This window comes from Pseudomonas sp. SORGH_AS_0211 (assembly GCF_031453455.1).
In the GTDB taxonomy this organism is placed as follows: domain Bacteria; phylum Pseudomonadota; class Gammaproteobacteria; order Pseudomonadales; family Pseudomonadaceae; genus Chryseomonas; species Chryseomonas aestiva.
In genome coordinates this window covers 2,320,478-2,337,258 of record NZ_JAVIZV010000001.1, presented here as the reverse complement: position 1 = coordinate 2,337,258, position 16,781 = coordinate 2,320,478, and the positions used below count along the sequence as shown (strand labels likewise).

Sequence of the window (16,781 nt, the reverse complement as noted above, 5' to 3'; positions counted from 1 at the left end):
CAGGAGAAGGATGTAGGTCGCAGGAGTCATTGACGTTCACCGTACGGCTGTCTCGGAAAGGTGTCTCTGCTGGGACACATTTCACTAGACTCGTCAATAACTATCCTGTTCAGGCCTTCCCGACGAGGGGTCCGACCGGGCCCCGCGCGCGCGGGGCCCGGTCGGTACGGGTCACAGGAACAGGTGCGCCAGCCAGAACAGGCCGGCGGAGAGAGCCATGGAGGCCGGCAGGGTCAGGACCCAGGCCATGAGGATGTTGCGCACAGTGCTGCCCTGCAGGCCGCTGCGGTTGGCGACCATGGTGCCGGCCACGCCGGAGGACAGCACGTGGGTAGTGGAGACGGGCAGGGCGAAGACGTTGGCCATGCCGATGGCGGCCACGGCCGTCACCTGAGCGCTGACGCCCTGCGCATAGGTCATGCCCTGGCGACCGATCTTCTCGCCCACGGTGAGCACCACGCGGCGCCAGCCGACCATGGTGCCGATGCCCAGCGCCAGGGCGACCGCGATGATGACCCAGAAGGGCGCGTATTCGGTGGTGCTGGTGAGGTCCTTGCGCAGGCGGCTGAGGTCGTCGCGATCGCGCGCGGTCAGCACCGGCAGCTTGCTCACCTTCTTGGCGGTGTCGTCCAGGCACAGCAGGTAGCGGCGCACCTGCTGGCGATGGTCGTCGCTCATGGCGCGGTAGTCGGTGATGCCTTCCAGATCGGCCAGCAGTGCCTGCAGGGTCGGCACGGTCATGTGCGGGGCGCAGCGGAATTCCTGGGGCAGATCGCGATTGCCGGGCACTTCGGCGAGGAAGTCCTTGAGGTTGTCGCCCTGGCGCTCGTAGAACTGGCCCAGGTGGATGGCCGCGTCGCGGGTGCGCTCGATCTGATAGGTGGTGCTGTCCAGGTCCAGCACGAACTTGGCCGGGACGATGCCGATCAGCACCAGCATGATCAGGCCGATGCCTTTCTGGCCGTCGTTGGAGCCGTGCACGAAGCTCATGCCCATGGCCGAGAGGACCAGCATCAGGCGATTCCAGAAGGGTGGATGCTTCTTGGCATCCACTTCGCGGCGCTGTTCCGGGGTCTTGTGCATCTTCGACAGCGGCCGCCAGCGCTTGAGGGCGAGCAGCAGCAGGCCGGCGACGGCGAAGCCGGCCAGCGGCGAGAAGATCAGCGACAGGCCGATGTCGATCGCCTTCTGCCAGTTCACGCCTTCGCTTACCGGCAGGCCGGTCAGCAGGGCGTTGGTCACGCCGACACCGAGGATGGAGCCGATCAGCGTGTGGGAGCTGGAGGCGGGGATACCGAAGTACCAGGTGCCCAGGTTCCAGGTAATGGCCGCGGCGAGCAGCGAAAACACCATGGCCAGACCATGGCCGGTGTTGACGTTGATCAGCAGCTCGACCGGCAGCAGGTGGACGATGGCGTAGGCGACGCCGACACCACCGAGCAGCACACCGAGGAAATTGAAGATGCCGGAGAAGAACACCGCGAGGTGCGGTGGCATCGCCTTGGTGTAGATCACCGTGGCGACGGCGTTGGCGGTGTCGTGAAAGCCGTTGATGAATTCAAAGGCCAGCACAAAGGCCAGGGCCAAGACGAGGCTGATGGCGACCCAGGCATGGAGTCCGCTGAAAAGTTCGAACATGGGGATACGTCGACAGTTGGCAGGCGCGAATTATGGCAGAAAAATGACTGCCGCCATCGCCACCTTGAATGGGAGGGGCAAATTAGTCGCCGCGGTAGATGCAGCCGCAGGTGCAGGTCTCGTGGACACGAACCTGGCTGAGCTCCGGCAGCAGGGGCTTGAGCTGTTGCCAGATCCAGCGCGCGAGCACTTCGCTGGTGGGATTCTCGAGGCCCGGGATGTCGTTCAGATAATGATGGTCGAGACGCTCGTACAGGGGTTTGAAGACGGCCTTGATGTCGGCGAAATCCCGGACCCAGCCGGTATGAGGGTCAATGGCACCTTCGATGTGCAGGCCTACCTTGAAGGAATGCCCATGGAGACGACCGCACTTGTGCCCGGCCGGAACGTTGGGCAGGAAGTGTGCGGCTTCGAAAACGAATTCTTTGAAAATTTCCACGATAACCACTCGCGTTGGGCCACGGTATGTGACGGCTGCGGGGCGGCAGTCTATCAGCTCGACAGCGGCTTGCCGAACCTCCGGCCTCAGGCGCCGGAACCGGCGGAATTCCGATTTGCCTTCGCCGGCGGGCTTAGGCAGTCTCCCGGTCTTTGTCCGGACGAGATTCCCTATGCGCAGCAATCCCCGTACCTTCTGGGTGCTTCTTGGCCTGGCCGCCATCTTCGGTCTCATCGGTCTGATCGGCAATCAGGTGGGATGGGAGCGCGTGGAGATCGGCTACCGGACGGTACCGTCGCCCAGCGGGCTGGACATCGGCGTGGCGGGGCAGGTCATCACCGGCCTGCCGTCGCTGTGCATCGCCCTGGCGCTGGTCACGGTGGTGACGGCGCTGATCATCCGTGGTGGCCGCCGCTTTCGTTCGCGGCTACCGCTGCCGGTAACGGCCGGCATTCTCTGGGTGCTGCTGGCGGGCCTGCTGGTGCTCTTCTATCCCAGCACCCTGGCGTTCCAGTGGGAGAATCATCGCAGCGCCGCGGATATCGACTTCTATGTGCTGCAGGAGCGCCAGGGTCCGTTCCAGGGTACGGCGCAGAAGAGCCAGCGCCTCAGCTACTACCAAGACTGCGGCAAGACCGGGCAGGCCGCCTGCCCGGTGTTCGAGTGCGTGGTGGAGAAGCGCAGCTGGCTGGGTGGCCTGCAGAAGATCGAAGGCTTCTATCCGGGCCTGGACCAGCAGCATCAGCTGGAGCTGCTGCGCACCCGCTGCCTGCCCGGCACGCCATGACCGACGAAGCCGCCGGTTTGGTGGCGCCATAGACGGGCATAGAGGCCGTTGTAGGCGATCAGCTCGTCATGGGAACCCATCTCAACGATCTGGCCGCGCTCCATGACCACCAGGCGATCCATGCGCGAGATGGTCGACAGGCGGTGGGCGATGGCGATCACCGTCTTGCCTTCCATCAGGGTTTCCAGGCTTTCCTGGATCGCCGCTTCCACCTCGGAGTCGAGGGCGGAGGTGGCTTCGTCCAGCAGCAGGATCGGCGCGTCCTTGAGCAGGGTGCGGGCGATGGCGATGCGCTGGCGCTGACCGCCGGACAGCTTGACGCCGCGTTCACCCACCTGGGCATCCAGCCCGGTACGACCATGGGCGTCGGTGATACGGGCGATGAAGTCGTCGGCCTTGGCCTTGCGCAGGGCGGCATGCAGCTCTTCATCAGTGGCCTCGGGACGGCCGTAGAGCAGATTCTCGCGGATCGAGCGGTGCAGCAGGGACGTGTCTTGGGTGACCACACCGATCTGGCATCTCAGGCTTTCCTGGGTGACATGGGCGATGTCCTGGCCGTCGACCAGGATGCGCCCGCCTTCCAGGTCATAGAGGCGCAGGAGCACGTTGATCAGCGTCGACTTGCCGGCGCCGGAGGGACCGACCAGACCGATCTTCTCGCCCGGTGCCACGTCGAGGGTCAGGCCTTCGATGATGCCGGCGCCCTTGCCGTAGTGGAAGGCGATGTCCTCGAACAGCACCGCGCCGCGAGTCACCTGCAATGGCTTGGCGTCCGGGGCGTCGCCGACCTGGCGTGGCTTGGCGATGGTGCTCATGCCGTCCTGCACCATGCCGATGTTCTCGAAAATGCCGTTGACCACCCACATGATCCAGCCGGACATGCTGTTGATGCGGATTACCAGGCCGGTAGCCAGGGCGATGGCCCCTACGGAGATGACGCCCTGGTGCCAGAGCCAGAGGGCAAGGCCCGTGGTGCCGGCGATGAGGAAACCGCTGAGGATGGCGATGGTCACGCCCATGGCGGTGATCAGGCGGGCGGCGCTCTCGGCCTTTTCGGTCTGCTCTTCCATGGCCTGGCGAGCGTACTGCTCCTCCTGGGCCGAGTGGGAGAACAGCTTGAGGGTGGATATGTTGGTGTAGCCGTCGACGATCCGCCCGGAGAGCTGCGAGCGGGCTTCGGAGGCGATGGCCGAACGCTCCTTGGTCTGGGGCACGAAATACCAGAGGGCGATGACATAGCCGATGATCCAGAGGATCAGCGGGACCATCAGCCAGACATCGGCCTGGGCGAACAGGATCAGCGAGGTGACGGCGAAGATCAACACGTGCCAGATGGCGTCCACCGCCTGCACCGCCGAATCGCGCAGGGAGACACCGGTCTGCATGATGCGGCTGGAGATGCGCCCGGCGAAGTCGCTGTGAAAGAAGCCCAGGCTCTGCTTGAGCACGTAGCGATGGTTCTGCCAGCGGATCAGGGTGGTGAGGCTGGGAGTGATGGTCTGGTGCACCAGCAGGTCGTGCAGGCTGATGAACAGGGGCCGGATGACCAGGGTGACCACCGCCATCCAGATGAGGGTGCCACCGTGTTCCTGGAAGAACACCGTGCTGTTGGGCGCACTGCCCGCGAGGTCGACGATCTGGCCGATGAAGTTGAACAGGGCGACTTCGACGAGGGCGCCGATGAGACCCACTGCCAGCAACAGGGCGAAGGCCGGCCAGGCTTGCTTGAGGAAGTGGAGATAGAAGGCGCCGACACCAGTGGGCGGCATTTCATCGGGGGCTTCCCGAAACGCATCGATGATGCGTTCGAAGCGGCGAAAGATCATGCGGGGTCCTTGTGAGGGGGAGACGGCGTCTCGCACTGGGGCCTCGCCTGGTTTACCGGACGACCGCCAGCGGATCGTCCGGCAGGAAGGGTCGGCTACAGCCGTTTGGCAGCGAGAATCATGACCGGTTCACGGGGAATGTCCCGCAGCATGCCCTGGCGGGTGGTCTGGACCCCGGCGATCTGGTCGACGACTTCCATGCCGCGCACGACCTTGCCGAATACCGCGTAGCCGAAGTCGCGCGAGCCGTGGTCGAGGAAGGCATTGTTCTCGACGTTGATGAAGAACTGACTGGTGGCGGAGTTGACGTCGGAGGTACGCGCCATGGCCAGGGTGCCGCGCAGATTCTTCAGGCCGTTGTCGGCTTCGTTCTTGATCGGCGCCTTGGTGCGCTTTTCCTGCATGTCGCGGGTGTAGCCACCGCCCTGGATCATGAAGCCGGGGATGACGCGGTGGAACAGGGTGCCCTTGTAGAAGCCGCTGTCGACATAGCCCAGGAAGTTCTCGGTGCTGACCGGTGCCTTAGCCGCATCCAGCTCGACCTCGATGTCACCCTTGTTGGTGCTGATGAGCACATGCGGATTGTCCGCGGCCCAGGTGGTGGAGGCGACGAACAGGGCGCAGGCGGCAAGCAGGGCTTTGAACATGATGGATCCTTGAGTGGCAGAGACGACTGGCGAACGATAGCAACCCGGCAGGCACCCCGCCACGGTCAGCGTGGCAGGGCATGTTTGCGCAGCAGGTTCATGAGGATCTGCGACGCCGGGCCCAGCTCGTGCTGGCGGGTCTTGTAGAGCTGGAAGGGATGGAAGCGCTGGGCGCCCTGTTCCAGCGGCAGCGGCTTGAGCAGGCCGGCGTCGAGATCGGTCTGGATGGCGTCCCGCGGCAGCCAGGCGAAGCCCAGGCCATCGCGCAGGAAGGTGGCGGCGGTACTGATGCTGCCCACCGTCCAGCGTTGTTCGGCGGCCAGCCAGCCGGCATCCCGTGGCTGGGCGCGGCCGCTGTCACGGATGACGATCTGCAGCTGCTCTTCCAGATCGGCGGTCACCAGGGTGCGCTGCAACAGATGCAGCGGATGCTCGGGATGGGCGACGGCGATGAATTCCACGTTGCCGAGGGAGGCGCCCAGGTGGGCGGTGATCACCAGGCCGGTGATCGCCAGGTCCGCCGAGCCGTCGAGCAGGGCCTCTTCCACCCCGGACAGGACCTCTTCGCGCAGTCGTATGCGGCAACCACGACTCTGCGGCATGAATTCGCGCAGGCAGTGCAGCAGCGGACGGGTCGGGTAGGCGGCGTCCACCACCAGGCGCACCTCGGATTCCCAGCCCTGTTCCATGTGGTAGGCCAGTTCCTCCAGCTGGCTGGCCTGCTGCACCAGGCGCCGCGAGCGGCGCAGGAGCACGGCGCCGGCATCGGTCAGCACGGCGCGGCGGCCTTCCAGGCGCAACAGCGGCACGCCGAGCTGCTCCTGCATGCGGGCGACGGTATAGCTGACCGACGACTGGGAGCGATGCAGGACCTCGGCGGCCTGGGCGTAGCCGCCGTGGTCCACCACCGCCTGCAGGGTCCGCCACTGGTCGAGGGAAACGCGAGGAGTCTTCATCGAGCGCTCTGGAGCCACGAAAGGGCGCATGGTAGTGCCTAGGGTGGCAATGGCAAAACGCGGCGTCCATCACGGCATGAAAAAATTCCGCCCGCAGGGACAAATGTCTGCTCGGCGCCACCCTCCAAGCCAGCCGATGGGTTTCCCACTCTAGGCAAGACAAGGAGTCTCCATGTCGTCATTCAAGGCGTTGCTGGGTTGCTGTCTGGTCATCGCGCCGCTGCTGGTCCAGGCCGAGGAATCCCGCGCGGCGGCGGCCGAGCCGATCGATATCGACGGCATGAACATCAGTCGCACCCTCGACTGCGAAGGCCGTGACGTGTCCCTGTCCGGCGAAGGCAATACCCTGACGTTGAAAGGTCAGTGCGGCACGGTGACCGTCTACGGCAGTCATCATCGGCTGGTGCTCGACGGCGCCCAGGTGCTGACCATCCATGGCCTGGGCAGCGTCACCACGGTCAAGGGCGCGGTGGCCAGCCTGAGCATCGGCGGTGGCTACCAGCAGGTGCAGGCCAATGTGCGCGGCAGCGACGGCCTGGCCAAGGTCGATGCCTATGGCTACGGCGCCAAGGCGCGCCTGACCCTGCTCAGCCAGGCCGACATCGCCGTGGGCGGTTCCAATCAGCAGGTCTACTGGTCGCGCGCCGCAGGCGTGGCCGAACCCAAGACCCTGGTCTCGGGCAGCGACAATGTGCTGCAGGCCAATCAGTCGGTAGCGGCGCTCACCGGCGGCGAGCCCTCGGGCCTCAACGCCACCCGCTAGCCCGCGACAGGTCGGGGGTTTCCCTTCGGCGACGGGCACGTTAAGGTCGCGCACCTTTTTCGTGCGTCGCCGCCATGCCTTATCTCCTGCTCGTCACCCTCATCTGGGCGTTTTCCTTCAGCCTGATCGGCGAGTACCTCGCCGGTCGGGTCGACAGCGACTTCGCCGTGCTGGTCCGCGTGGCCATCGCCTTCGTGCTGTTCCTGCCGTTCACCCGCTGGCGCGGGGTGCCGGGACGCTTCGCCCTGGGGCTGATGGCGGCGGGCGCCCTGCAATTCGGCATCACCTATCTGTGCCTGTACCGCAGCTTCGCGGTGTTGACGGTGCCCGAGGTGCTGCTGTTCACCGTGCTCACGCCTATCTACGTGACCCTGCTGGACGATGCCTGGCAGCGGCGCTTTCGCCTCTGGTCGCTGCTGGCGGCCGTGGTGGCGGTGGGCGGCGCGGCGCTGATCCGTTTCCAGCCGCTGACCGGTGACTACCTGCTGGGTTTTCTCCTGCTGCAGGTGGCCAACCTGACCTTCGCCGCTGGCCAGGTGCTGTGCAAGCACCTGGGCCATGCCTATGCCGGGCAGGGCGCCTTGCATCGCTACTTCGGCCTGTTCTTTCTCGGTGCCCTGCTGGTGGCGGCGCTGTCCTTTCTGCTGTTCGGCAATCCGGCGCGGCTGCCCAGCACGGGCTTGCAGTGGGGCGTGCTGGTGTGGATGGGCGTCTTCGCCACGGCGCTCGGCCTGTACTGGTGGACGCTGGGTTCGTTGCGGGTCAATGGCGGCACCCTGGCGATCATGAACGAGGCCCATGTGCCGGCCGGCCTGCTGGTCAGCCTGCTGATCTGGCAGCACCCGGCCGATCTGCCTAGGCTGTTGCTGGGCGGCGGGATCATCCTGCTGTCGCTGTTTATCAATCGTCTGGGGCGCCCGTCATGAATGTGCTGTCCGGCAAGGGCCTGGGCCTTTCGGTGCTGTCGTCGGTGCTGTTCGCGCTGATGCCGGTGTACTTCGCCTGGCTGGCGCCGCTGGATGGCCTGCAGGTCGTGGCCCTGCGGGTGGTCTGGTCGTTGCCGATGGTGCTGCTGCTGGTGGTGGTGCTGCGGGAGGGCAGGGCCCTGTGGGCCACGCTCAAGCGGCTGGCGCGCGAGCCTCGCCTGTGCCTGGCCATCCCGGCGGCGGCGCTGCTGATGGGCATCCAGTGGTGGGTGTTCGTCTGGGCGACCATGAATGGCGAGGCCATGGCCATGTCGCTGGGCTACTTCCTGCTGCCCCTGGCCATCGTGCTGACCGGACGCCTGGTCTATGGCGAGCGCCTGCGGCCGCTGCAGCAGGTAGCGGTGGTCTGCGCGCTGCTGGGGGTGGTCAACGAGGTCTGGGTGACCGGAGCGCTGTCCTGGGTCAGCCTGCTGCCGGTGGTGGGTTATCCGCCGTATTTCGTCCTGCGCCGCTGGATGGCGGTGGATGCGCTGTCGGGCTTCGTCCTAGAGATGTGCTGCCTGCTGCCCTTCGCGCTGCTCGCCCTGCACTGGTTCTCGCCCGGCGTCATCCTGCAGCAGACGCCCTGGCTGTGGGCGCTCCTGCCGGGCCTGGGCCTGCTCAGCGCCATCGCCTTCGCCGCCATGCTGGCGTCCAGTCGCATGCTGCCGCTGAGTCTGTTCGGCATCCTCAGCTATGTGGAGCCGGCGCTGCTGGTGTTCGTCGCCCTCTATGTGCTCGGTGAGCAGCTGCCGGAGGGTGCGATCTGGACCTATGGTCCCATCTGGCTGGCGGTGGCCTGGGTCTGCCTGGACAGTGCGCGCCTGCTGCGCAAGCAACTCAGGCGCGTGCCGGTTGCGCCCTAGAGCGCCAGGATCGGGCATTCCGGCGCGGCGAAAAAGAATTCGTCGCAGTTGGGCAGGGTGCCGGCGCGATCGACGATAAGGAATTCATCTTCGTCGAGCAGGGCCAGCACCGGATGGTGCCAGACCCCGGCGTGGTAGTTGATGCCCTGCCGGCCATCGGCGCGAAAGACGCGGATGGCGCGGGCATCCGGCTCGGCTGCGGGTGGCGCCACCACCACCAGAAAGGGTTCGCCGCGCAGCGGCACGAAGGCCTGGCTGCCGTGCGGATGGCGTTCGAGCATGGTGATGGTCAGCGGATAGTCCAGGCGCCGGGCGCGAAAGATGCTGATGATCGCCGCGCCGTCCGCCGGCCCCGTCTCGACCCGGGCCAGGGCGTGGTATCTCCGGGTCGAGCCGTTGTTGATCGGATACCAGTCCCGACCCGCCGTCTCTATGACCTCGCCGAAGGGCGCGAAGCCCTCGGCGGTCAGCGGCTCGATGCGCAGTGGCCGACTCATGCCTGGCCCCGTGCCACCTTGCCGAACAGTCGCAGCCGGCTGACACCGCCGTCCGGGAAGATGTTCAGGCGCACGTGAGTGATGGGGCCAAGGTCGCGCACCAGCTCGCGGAAGCTGTGCTCCTGGTGCATCTGCAGCTTTTGCGGCGGCAGCAGCTCCTTCCAGAAGAGACTCTGGGTCTCGATCTGGCCATCGGTACCGCCGCGGACGAAGGCGCCCTGGATCTGGCAGCTGTCCGGGTAGTTGCCCTTGAAGTGCAGGGTATCCACCAGGATCTCTTCGACGGTGCCGGCATGGCCCAGGGCGATGATCACCCAGTCATTGCCGGGGGTGCGACGGCGCGCGGTTTCCCAGCCATCGGCCATGCTGTCGGCGCGACCGGGGTTGAGGATGTTGCTCATGCGGCCGTAGTGCTCGTCGTTGCAGGCGAGGGCGCGCCCGCCATTGAGCGCGGCGGCCAGATCCAGCACCTCGTCTTCGGCCTGGGCCGACCAGTCGCGATGGGGAATGCCATAGACGCGCAGGCGCGCCACACCGCCGTCGGGAAAGATGTTCAGCCGCAGGTGGGTCCAGGGGCGGTCATCGGCGATGGCATGGTAGTGGTGGCTATTGCCCTGCATCTCGATGGCCGGCAGCACCTCGGTCCAGGCAGCGTCGTCGGCCGGATCGCCCTCGGCGCAGAAGCAGGCTTCCAGGGAGGCGGAGGGCGGATAGTTGCCGGTGAACCAGCGGGTGTCGATGTCGACGCCCTTGATCGAGCCGGGCACGCCCAGGCGGATCACCGCGTGGTCGTAGCCTTCGAAACGCTTGCGTCGCGATTCCCAGCCGTCCATCCATTTGCCGTTGTCGTCGTAGACGCCTTCCTTCCACTCCGGCTCGTGGGGCTGGAGCATGCGGTCGGCGGCGGCGAACCAGTCGTCGGTGACGCTGATGACGCGGGTGCCGAGACGGGCGTCGGCGAGGTTGAGGTACTTCTCGAAGGGCGCGGCGTAGGTGCGTTTCATGGGGTGCTCTTGTCGGGGAAGGGTCAGAGGGTCTGCAGGCGGAAGAGGGCGATGCGATCGATCTCGGCCAGGGCACGCTGGAATTCCTGCTCCGGGCTGTTGGGCAGGCGCTCTTCGAAGGCCGCCAGGATCAGATGCCGGTTGCTGCCCTTCACCGCCATGATGAAGGGGAAGCCGAATTTGGCGCGGTAGGCGTCGTTGTGGCGGGTGAAGCGATCGAGCTCGTCCGGGGTGCATTGATCGAGGCCGGCACCGGCCTGTTCGCCACTGCTGGCGGCGGTCAGCTCGCCGGCCAGGGCCGCGCGGCCGGCAAGATCCGGATGCGCCTGGATCAGCGCCAGTTGCTCGGCATGACTGGCGTGGGCGACCTGGGCGGCGAGGCGCTGATGCAGGGCGTCGACGCTGTCCGGCAGCGGCTGGCCCTCGTCGAAGGCGCGCTCGGCGACCCAGGCGGAGTGCTCGTAGATGCCGCCGAAGGCCGCGACGAAGGCGGCGCGATCCAGCTGGCTGGGCGTGACGGTGTGGAAGGCGCTCATGCCGGCGGATGCTCCCTGTGCCAGTGACGGGCGATGTCCACCCGGCGGGCGAACCAGACGCGCTCATGGCTCTGGGCGTATTCGAGGAAGCGCTTGAGACCCACCAGGCGACCGGGGCGACCGATCAGCCGGCAGTGCAGGCCGATGGAGAGCATCTTGGGCGCGGTGGCGCCTTCCGCGTAGAGGGTGTCGAAGGCGTCCTTGAGGTACTGGAAGAATTGCTCGGCGGTATGGAAGCCCTGGACCTGGGTGAATCTCATGTCGTTGGTGTCCAGGGTGTAGGGGATGACCAGGTGCGGCTTGCCGGTGGGCGTATCGGGCTCCCAGTAGGGCAGGTCGTCGTCGTAGGTGTCGCTGTCGTAGAGAAAGCCGCCTTCCTCCATGACCAGGCGCCGGGTGTTGGGCCCGGTCCGGCCGGTGTACCAGCCCAGCGGACGTTCGCCGGTCAACTCGGTGAGGATCTCGATGGCGCGCTGCAGATGGGCGCGCTCCTCGGCTTCGTCCAGGTACTGGTAGTCGATCCAGCGATAGCCGTGGCTGCAGATCTCGTGGCCGGCCTGGACCATGGCGCGGATGACCTCGGGATGGCGCTCGGCGGCCATGGCCACGGCAAAGACGGTCAGGGGCACCTGATGCTTGGCGAACAATTCCAGGATGCGCCAGACGCCGGCGCGACTGCCGTATTCGTAGAGCGACTCCATGGACATGTTGCGCACGCCCTGCAGCGGCTGGGCGGCGACCATCTCGGAAAGGAAGGCCTCGGACTCCTTGTCGCCATGCAGGATGTTGCGTTCGCCCCCTTCTTCGTAGTTGAGCACGAAGGACAGGGCGATGCGGGCGTCACCCGGCCAGCGAGGGTGGGGCGGCTGGGCACCGTAGCCGATGAGATCGCGGGGATAGGTCATGGGAAGGGCATCCTGGCAGTCGAGATGTTTTGTATACAATGTTTGGAGACCTTTGCCGAGTCCCAGCAAGAATCCTGCCTAACTGGTCTGACCGGTCTGAAGACTTGCTTGCGCTGGAGCGCGGTGGTCCCTTGGATAGGGCGGGGCAAAGGGCTGTATACAATCGCCGGGCAAAAAACTGCTAGGCTGGATCATCCCCTTGCAGGAGCTCTTCCATGTCCGTTTCATCCCCTGGCGGTTACCTGACGACTCATGTGCTGGACACCACCGGCGGCTGCCCCGGCGCGGATATCGCCGTCCGTCTGTACCGCCTGGATGGGGTGTCGCGGCAGGCGCTGGGTGAATGGCGGACCAATGCCGATGGCCGCGGCGATGCGCCGTTGTTGCAGGGCGAAGCCTTCACGGCGGGCACCTACGAGCTGGAATTCTCGGTGGGTGACTACTATCGGCGACGGGGGACGACGCTGGAGGAACCGGCATTTCTCGACACTGTGATCCTGCGCTTCGGCCTCGCCGATGAGGCGGCGCATTACCATGTGCCGCTGCTGGTTTCGCCCTACAGCTATTCGACCTATCGCGGCAGTTAGGCAAGACTGCGCTGCGGCGGTGCGCGCAGGGGTGAGCCGGCACCAGGCCAGGGCGCGGATCCGCTAAGGCTAGTGGAAGGTCGGCTCGTTGCTCAGCCGGGCGCTGGCCAGCAGTGGTCGGTCCGGCACCGCACTGCCGGGCCAGGTCTGGGCGATGCGTTCCAGCACCACCTGGGCCAGCATGCTGTGGGTACGGCTGGCGAAATGACCCCGGGCGCCGAAGATATAGGCCTGGTCAGCGCCCGGTTCGACGTAGCTGTCCGGATCGCAGAATTCGCGACCGGGCAGGCAGGCATCGCCTTCGGCATGGGTGAATCCATAGTTGCCGTAGTGGGCGAAGACCTCTTCCATCACCCGGTAGGCATCCACCAGCAGCAGGCGGTCTCCGGCCGGCAGGTTGGCCTGCAGGGTGTCATTGTAGAGCTTCACCAGATCATGATTACGCTGCGCCACCTGCTCGGTCCAGGGCTCCAGATAGGGCGCCTTGCCGTAGTCGGTGTTGTTGAGCACCACCAGCCGCTGGGCACCCAGGCTCAACAGGTAGCGCAGCAGCTTGACCTCGTTCATGGCCGTATGGCGGATCCGGGCCTCGACCTGCTCGCGGACCTCCGGGGGCAGCGGGGCATCGGCCATCAGCGCGGCCTTGAGTTTCTTGTCGTAGAAGGGGCCGATGATGTCATTGCCACCGATCTGCACCAGCACCAGATCCTGCTGGCGGAAGCGGCCATGCTGCATCTCGAAGTTGCGGATCTGCTGTGAGAACGCCAGCGGCGCCTCGTTGTGGTCGAAGCCTGGCTCGGTGAAGCTGCCGGTTACGGCGCCGCCCTCGGCGTAGCAGAGGCCGTCGGGATCGCTCGGACCCTCGTGACCATAGCCTTCCACCTGACGATTGGGGCCCAGCTCGATACCATAGGCGTCGGCGATTTCCTGGGGGTAGGTACGCCCCGGATTGGTGGCGTAGATGTGGCCGAAGGTGCCGCAGTCCATCAGGCTGTCGCCAAAGGCAATGACCCTCTGGATGCCCCGCGCCTCGGCGATGGGCTCAGGGCTGGGTACGAGGGCGAGCAGCGTGGCGACACCTGCGAGTGCAGTCGCCAATCCCCAGTGCTTGCCCATCGTCTACCTCCCGGCAGCGTCCAGCGTCGGTGCTGCCCTTGTCTTTTGCAACCTTCATACCGGGAAGAGCGAAAAAGGCCCCCGGGAGTTCCCAGCGCCCAGACCAGCCGAAGCGGCAGCCGACGACCAGCACGGGACAGCAAGGGCAGGGGGCGATTCCGAGGTTTCGCCGCTAGGGCTGCCCCACGACCGAGCTAGTCCGGCTTGATCACCGGATCGGAGGATTGCGCCAGGATGGCTGCCATCAGACCGGGGAAACGCTGATCCAGGTCGTCGCGCCGCAACTGGTTCATGTGCGTGGTACCGGCATTGCGGGTGTGTACCAGGCCGGCGTCGCGCAGGACGCGGAAGTGGTGCGACATGCTGGATTTCGGACGCCCCCCGTCGAGTTCGCCACAGGTGGCCTCGGCGACCCGCGCCAGGTAGCGGACGATGTCCAGACGCACGGGATCGCTGAGCGCATGGAACAGGCGCTCGAGGGAGAATTCGTCGGGACTGGGATGTTTGAAAGGGCGCATGCGCTAATCATACACCGGGGGTTGGCGATTATGTTATGTTCGATTAATATCGAAATAACGAAACAGCATCCGCCTCATTGGAGACCGCTCAGATGTCCGCATTGTTCCAACCCTTCACCCTCAAGGACGTGACGCTGCGCAACCGCATCGCCATCCCGCCCATGTGCCAGTACAGCGCCGTCGACGGCGTGATCAACGACTGGCACCAGGTGCACTATGCCGGCCTGGCGCGCGGCGGTGCCGGCGTGGTTATCGTCGAGGCCACCGCTGTTTCGCCGGAGGGCCGCATCACTCCCGGCTGCGCCGGTATCTGGTCCGACGCCCATGCCCATGCCTTCGTGCCGGTGGTGCAGGCGATCAAGGCCGCCGGTTCGGTGCCCGGTATCCAGATCGCCCATGCCGGTCGCAAGGCCAGCGCCAACCGCCCCTGGGAAGGCGATGACCACATCGCCGCCGACGACGCCCGTGGCTGGGATACCATCGCCCCGTCCGCGGTGGCCTTTGGCGCCAATCTGCCCAAGGTGCCCAAGGCCATGACCCTGGACGACATCGCCCGGGTCCGCCAGGACTTCGTCGATGCCGCCAAGCGTGCCTATGAGGCCGGCTTCGAGTGGCTGGAGCTGCACTTCGCGCACGGCTACCTGGCGCAGAGCTTCTTCTCGGTGCATTCCAACCAGCGCGACGACCAGTACGGTGGCGATCTGGCCGGCCGTAGTCGCTTCCTGCTGGAAACCCTAGCCGCGGTGCGCCAGGTCTGGCCGGAGCACCTGCCGCTGACCGCCCGTTTCGGCGTGATCGAATACGACGGTCGCGATGAAGAAACTCTGGCTGAATCCATCGAGCTGGCCCAGGGCTTCAAGCGCGAAGGTCTCGACCTGCTGAGCGTCAGCATCGGCTTCTCCACCCCGACCGCCAACATCCCCTGGGGCCCGGGGCTGCTGGCACCCGTCACCGAACAGGTACGCAAGGCCACCGGCATCAAGGTGGCCTCGGCCTGGAACATCGACACCCCGGCGCTGGCCGACCAGGTGGTGGCCGATGGGCAGCTGGATCTGGTGATGGTAGGTCGCGCCCACCTCGCCGATCCGCACTGGCCCTACTATGCGGCCAAGGCTCTGGGCGTCGACAAGCCGTCCTGGGTGCTGCCGGCGCCCTACGCCCACTGGCTGGAGCGCTATCGCAGCAGTTGAGTCGGCTTAGGCTGAAAATGAAAACCGCCCCTCGGGGCGGTTTTTTGTGGGTATTGGTTGGGCGTGCGGCGTGGTTTGTTGGGCTTCGCTGACGCTCAACCCAACCTACGGTGACCGGCCGATTGGGTTGTGGAGGCTCCGCTCCATCGGCGAAGCCCATCGGTGCCGTTTTGCTCCATCCGTGGAAAACGCTGCGCGGTTTTCCACGCTACGAGGTGACGGTGTCAGGCGTCGCGACTGTGTACCCGGCGACCGGCGGCATGGGTCTCCCGTATCACCCGGTCGTCGCCCAGGGTGGTGAGGACGAAGAGGGTTTCTTCCAGACTCTTCGCCTGCTGTAGACGGTAGTCCAGCAGCGGGGTGGCCTTGAGGTCGAGCACCACGAAGTCGGCGTCGTGGCCAGGGGCCAGGCTGCCGATGCGGTCGTCCAGGCGCAGGGCGCGGGCGCCGCCAAGGGTGGCCAGGTACAGCGACTTGAAGGGATGCAGGCGATGGCCGCGCAGTTGCTGCACCTTGTAGGCTTCGCCTAAGGTCTGCAGCAGCGAGAAGCTGGTGCCGGCGCCAACGTCGGTACCCAGGCCGACGTTGACCTTGAAGGCTTCCATCCGCTCGAGATCGAACAGTCCGCTGCCCAGGAAGAGGTTGGAGGTGGGGCAATGCGCCACCGCTGACCCGGTGTCGTGCAGGCGCTGGCATTCGGCGTCGCAGAGGTGGATGCCGTGGGCGAACACCGAGCGCGGGCCGAGCAGCTGGAAGTGGTCATAGACGTCCAAGTAGTTGTTCCGCTCCGGGAACAGCGCCTTCACCCAGTCGATCTCCTTGAGATTCTCGGAGAGGTGGGTGTGCAGGTAGACGTCCGGGTGTTCGGCCAGCAGGCGGCCGGCGGCTGCCAGCTGTTCAGGGGTGCTGGTGGGGGCGAAGCGTGGGGTGACGGCATAGTGCAGCCGGCCCTTGCCGTGCCAGCGCTGGATCAGCGCCTTGCTGTCGGCATAGGCGGACGCGGCCGTGTCCTGCAGATAGTCGGGAGCATTGCGATCCATCAGCACCTTGCCGGCGATCATGCGCAGGTCGAGGCGTTCGGCGACCTCGAAAAAGGCGTCCACCGACTGCGGATGGACGCTGCCGAACACCAGGGCGGTGGTGGTGCCGTTGCGCAGCAGTTCGCCGACGAAAATCTCCGCCACCTCGGCGGCCTTGGCCGGATCGGCGAAGGTGCCCTCCGTGGGAAAGGTGTAGGTGTCCAGCCAGTCGAGCAGCTGCTCGGCGTAGCTGGCGATCATGCCGGTCTGCGGATAGTGGATATGGGTGTCGACGAAGCCGGGGGTGATCAGGGCGTCGGGATGCTCGATGACCCGGGTGCCGGCGGGCAGGGTGGACAGCAACTCGGCGGCCGGGCCCATGGCCTGGATGCGGCCGTCCGCGACCAGCAGCAGACCGTCGGCATGGTATTCGTGGGAGGCGTCCAGCCCCACCTCGGCCGGGTCGGCGAGGCTGTGGAGCAGGGCGGCGCGATGGGCGATGGCGGTCATAACGATCTCGGA

General features: G+C 65.9%; 18 protein-coding genes. 6 read left to right on the top strand and 12 right to left on the bottom strand.

The window, feature by feature from the left end; translation table 11 throughout:
- Positions 1–171: 171 nt before the first annotated feature.
- Positions 172–1,638 (bottom strand): inorganic phosphate transporter, encoded by a 1,467-nt coding sequence (locus QE393_RS10870; RefSeq protein WP_133861038.1) that lies wholly within the window; start codon positions 1,636–1,638, stop codon positions 172–174.
- 82 nt (positions 1,639–1,720) lie between these two features.
- Entirely contained in the window at positions 1,721–2,077 is a 357-nt protein-coding gene (queD, locus tag QE393_RS10865) for a 6-carboxytetrahydropterin synthase QueD (protein WP_310043426.1), read from the bottom strand.
- Between the two features lie 172 nt (positions 2,078–2,249).
- On the opposite strand from queD, the gene QE393_RS10860 reads away from it, so the two are divergent.
- A complete protein-coding gene (locus QE393_RS10860; RefSeq protein ID WP_273806050.1) occupies positions 2,250–2,864 on the top strand; it encodes a hypothetical protein in 615 nt (204 codons plus the stop codon).
- Here the strand turns inward: QE393_RS10860 and QE393_RS10855 are convergent.
- From QE393_RS10855 to QE393_RS10845, 3 genes are all read right to left on the bottom strand, one after another.
- On the bottom strand, positions 2,819–4,690 hold the full coding sequence (locus QE393_RS10855) for an ABC transporter ATP-binding protein (RefSeq protein ID WP_273806051.1): 1,872 nt from the start codon (positions 4,688–4,690) through the stop codon (positions 2,819–2,821). The two genes, QE393_RS10860 and QE393_RS10855, sit on opposite strands and share 46 nt — an antisense overlap.
- A 95-nt stretch (positions 4,691–4,785) precedes the next feature.
- Positions 4,786–5,340, bottom strand: coding sequence for a peptidylprolyl isomerase (locus tag QE393_RS10850; protein ID WP_222613601.1), 555 nt, complete (start codon positions 5,338–5,340; stop codon positions 4,786–4,788).
- Positions 5,341–5,402: 62 nt separating this feature from the next.
- The gene (locus QE393_RS10845) at positions 5,403–6,293 is read right to left on the bottom strand and encodes a LysR family transcriptional regulator (protein WP_273806052.1); all 891 of its coding nucleotides are present in this window, start codon (positions 6,291–6,293) and stop codon (positions 5,403–5,405) included.
- Between the two features lie 172 nt (positions 6,294–6,465).
- Here QE393_RS10845 and QE393_RS10840 point away from each other — a divergent pair, with 172 nt between their 5' ends.
- The 3 genes from QE393_RS10840 (at position 6,466) to rarD (ending at position 8,887) form a co-directional block, all read left to right on the top strand.
- Positions 6,466–7,056 carry a DUF3060 domain-containing protein gene (locus QE393_RS10840; RefSeq protein ID WP_273806053.1) on the top strand — a complete coding sequence of 197 codons (591 nt, stop codon included), beginning with the start codon at positions 6,466–6,468 and terminating at the stop codon, positions 7,054–7,056.
- 74 nt (positions 7,057–7,130) lie between these two features.
- Positions 7,131–7,982, top strand: a complete 852-nt coding sequence (locus tag QE393_RS10835; protein WP_273806054.1) for an EamA family transporter — start codon at positions 7,131–7,133, stop codon at positions 7,980–7,982.
- On the top strand, positions 7,979–8,887 hold the full coding sequence (gene rarD / locus QE393_RS10830) for an EamA family transporter RarD (RefSeq protein WP_273806055.1): 909 nt from the start codon (positions 7,979–7,981) through the stop codon (positions 8,885–8,887). The genes QE393_RS10835 and rarD overlap by 4 nt, the downstream gene beginning before the upstream one ends.
- Here rarD and QE393_RS10825 read toward each other — a convergent pair.
- From QE393_RS10825 to puuE, 4 genes are read right to left on the bottom strand one after another with little or no spacing between them, the layout of a single operon-like run.
- Positions 8,884–9,384 (bottom strand): ureidoglycolate lyase, encoded by a 501-nt coding sequence (locus tag QE393_RS10825; RefSeq protein ID WP_273806056.1) that lies wholly within the window; start codon positions 9,382–9,384, stop codon positions 8,884–8,886. The genes rarD and QE393_RS10825 overlap by 4 nt on opposite strands.
- The gene (gene alc, locus QE393_RS10820; RefSeq protein ID WP_273806057.1) at positions 9,381–10,388 is read right to left on the bottom strand and encodes an allantoicase; all 1,008 of its coding nucleotides are present in this window, start codon (positions 10,386–10,388) and stop codon (positions 9,381–9,383) included. Before alc ends, QE393_RS10825 begins: the two co-directional genes overlap by 4 nt.
- Positions 10,389–10,411: 23 nt before the next feature.
- Entirely contained in the window at positions 10,412–10,924 is a 513-nt protein-coding gene (gene uraD / locus QE393_RS10815; RefSeq protein WP_310043423.1) for a 2-oxo-4-hydroxy-4-carboxy-5-ureidoimidazoline decarboxylase, read from the bottom strand.
- Positions 10,921–11,829, bottom strand: a complete 909-nt coding sequence (gene puuE / locus QE393_RS10810; RefSeq protein ID WP_273806059.1) for an allantoinase PuuE — start codon at positions 11,827–11,829, stop codon at positions 10,921–10,923. Before puuE ends, uraD begins: the two co-directional genes overlap by 4 nt.
- Positions 11,830–12,044: 215 nt before the next feature.
- Here puuE and uraH point away from each other — a divergent pair, with 215 nt between their 5' ends.
- A complete protein-coding gene (gene uraH / locus QE393_RS10805) occupies positions 12,045–12,416 on the top strand; it encodes a hydroxyisourate hydrolase (RefSeq protein WP_273806060.1) in 372 nt (123 codons plus the stop codon).
- A 69-nt stretch (positions 12,417–12,485) separates the two neighbouring features.
- On the opposite strand, the gene QE393_RS10800 is transcribed toward uraH, so the two are convergent.
- Positions 12,486–13,532, bottom strand: a complete 1,047-nt coding sequence (locus QE393_RS10800) for an SGNH/GDSL hydrolase family protein (RefSeq protein WP_273806061.1) — start codon at positions 13,530–13,532, stop codon at positions 12,486–12,488.
- A gap of 194 nt (positions 13,533–13,726) precedes the next feature.
- Positions 13,727–14,050, bottom strand: coding sequence for a helix-turn-helix transcriptional regulator (locus QE393_RS10795; RefSeq protein ID WP_133861023.1), 324 nt, complete (start codon positions 14,048–14,050; stop codon positions 13,727–13,729).
- Between the two features lie 92 nt (positions 14,051–14,142).
- Between QE393_RS10795 and QE393_RS10790 the strand changes: the two genes are divergently transcribed.
- Positions 14,143–15,240 carry an NADH:flavin oxidoreductase/NADH oxidase gene (locus tag QE393_RS10790; RefSeq protein ID WP_310043420.1) on the top strand — a complete coding sequence of 366 codons (1,098 nt, stop codon included), beginning with the start codon at positions 14,143–14,145 and terminating at the stop codon, positions 15,238–15,240.
- 224 nt (positions 15,241–15,464) lie between these two features.
- On the opposite strand, the gene guaD is transcribed toward QE393_RS10790, so the two are convergent.
- A complete protein-coding gene (guaD, locus tag QE393_RS10785) occupies positions 15,465–16,769 on the bottom strand; it encodes a guanine deaminase (RefSeq protein ID WP_405046244.1) in 1,305 nt (434 codons plus the stop codon).
- Positions 16,770–16,781: the final 12 nt, after the last annotated feature.

Coding starts and splice junctions, on each gene's coding strand:
- QE393_RS10870 (WP_133861038.1), bottom strand. CDS start 1,638: ATGTTCGAACTTTTCAGCGGACTCCATGCCTGGGTCGCCATCAGCCTC.
- QE393_RS10860 (WP_273806050.1), top strand. CDS start 2,250: ATGCGCAGCAATCCCCGTACCTTCTGGGTGCTTCTTGGCCTGGCCGCC.
- QE393_RS10855 (WP_273806051.1), bottom strand. CDS start 4,690: ATGATCTTTCGCCGCTTCGAACGCATCATCGATGCGTTTCGGGAAGCC.
- QE393_RS10845 (WP_273806052.1), bottom strand. CDS start 6,293: ATGAAGACTCCTCGCGTTTCCCTCGACCAGTGGCGGACCCTGCAGGCG.
- QE393_RS10840 (WP_273806053.1), top strand. CDS start 6,466: ATGTCGTCATTCAAGGCGTTGCTGGGTTGCTGTCTGGTCATCGCGCCG.
- QE393_RS10835 (WP_273806054.1), top strand. CDS start 7,131: ATGCCTTATCTCCTGCTCGTCACCCTCATCTGGGCGTTTTCCTTCAGC.
- rarD (WP_273806055.1), top strand. CDS start 7,979: ATGAATGTGCTGTCCGGCAAGGGCCTGGGCCTTTCGGTGCTGTCGTCG.
- QE393_RS10825 (WP_273806056.1), bottom strand. CDS start 9,384: ATGAGTCGGCCACTGCGCATCGAGCCGCTGACCGCCGAGGGCTTCGCG.
- alc (WP_273806057.1), bottom strand. CDS start 10,388: ATGAAACGCACCTACGCCGCGCCCTTCGAGAAGTACCTCAACCTCGCC.
- uraD (WP_310043423.1), bottom strand. CDS start 10,924: ATGAGCGCCTTCCACACCGTCACGCCCAGCCAGCTGGATCGCGCCGCC.
- puuE (WP_273806059.1), bottom strand. CDS start 11,829: ATGACCTATCCCCGCGATCTCATCGGCTACGGTGCCCAGCCGCCCCAC.
- uraH (WP_273806060.1), top strand. CDS start 12,045: ATGTCCGTTTCATCCCCTGGCGGTTACCTGACGACTCATGTGCTGGAC.
- QE393_RS10800 (WP_273806061.1), bottom strand. CDS start 13,532: ATGGGCAAGCACTGGGGATTGGCGACTGCACTCGCAGGTGTCGCCACG.
- QE393_RS10795 (WP_133861023.1), bottom strand. CDS start 14,050: ATGCGCCCTTTCAAACATCCCAGTCCCGACGAATTCTCCCTCGAGCGC.
- QE393_RS10790 (WP_310043420.1), top strand. CDS start 14,143: ATGTCCGCATTGTTCCAACCCTTCACCCTCAAGGACGTGACGCTGCGC.
- guaD (WP_405046244.1), bottom strand. CDS start 16,769: ATGACCGCCATCGCCCATCGCGCCGCCCTGCTCCACAGCCTCGCCGAC.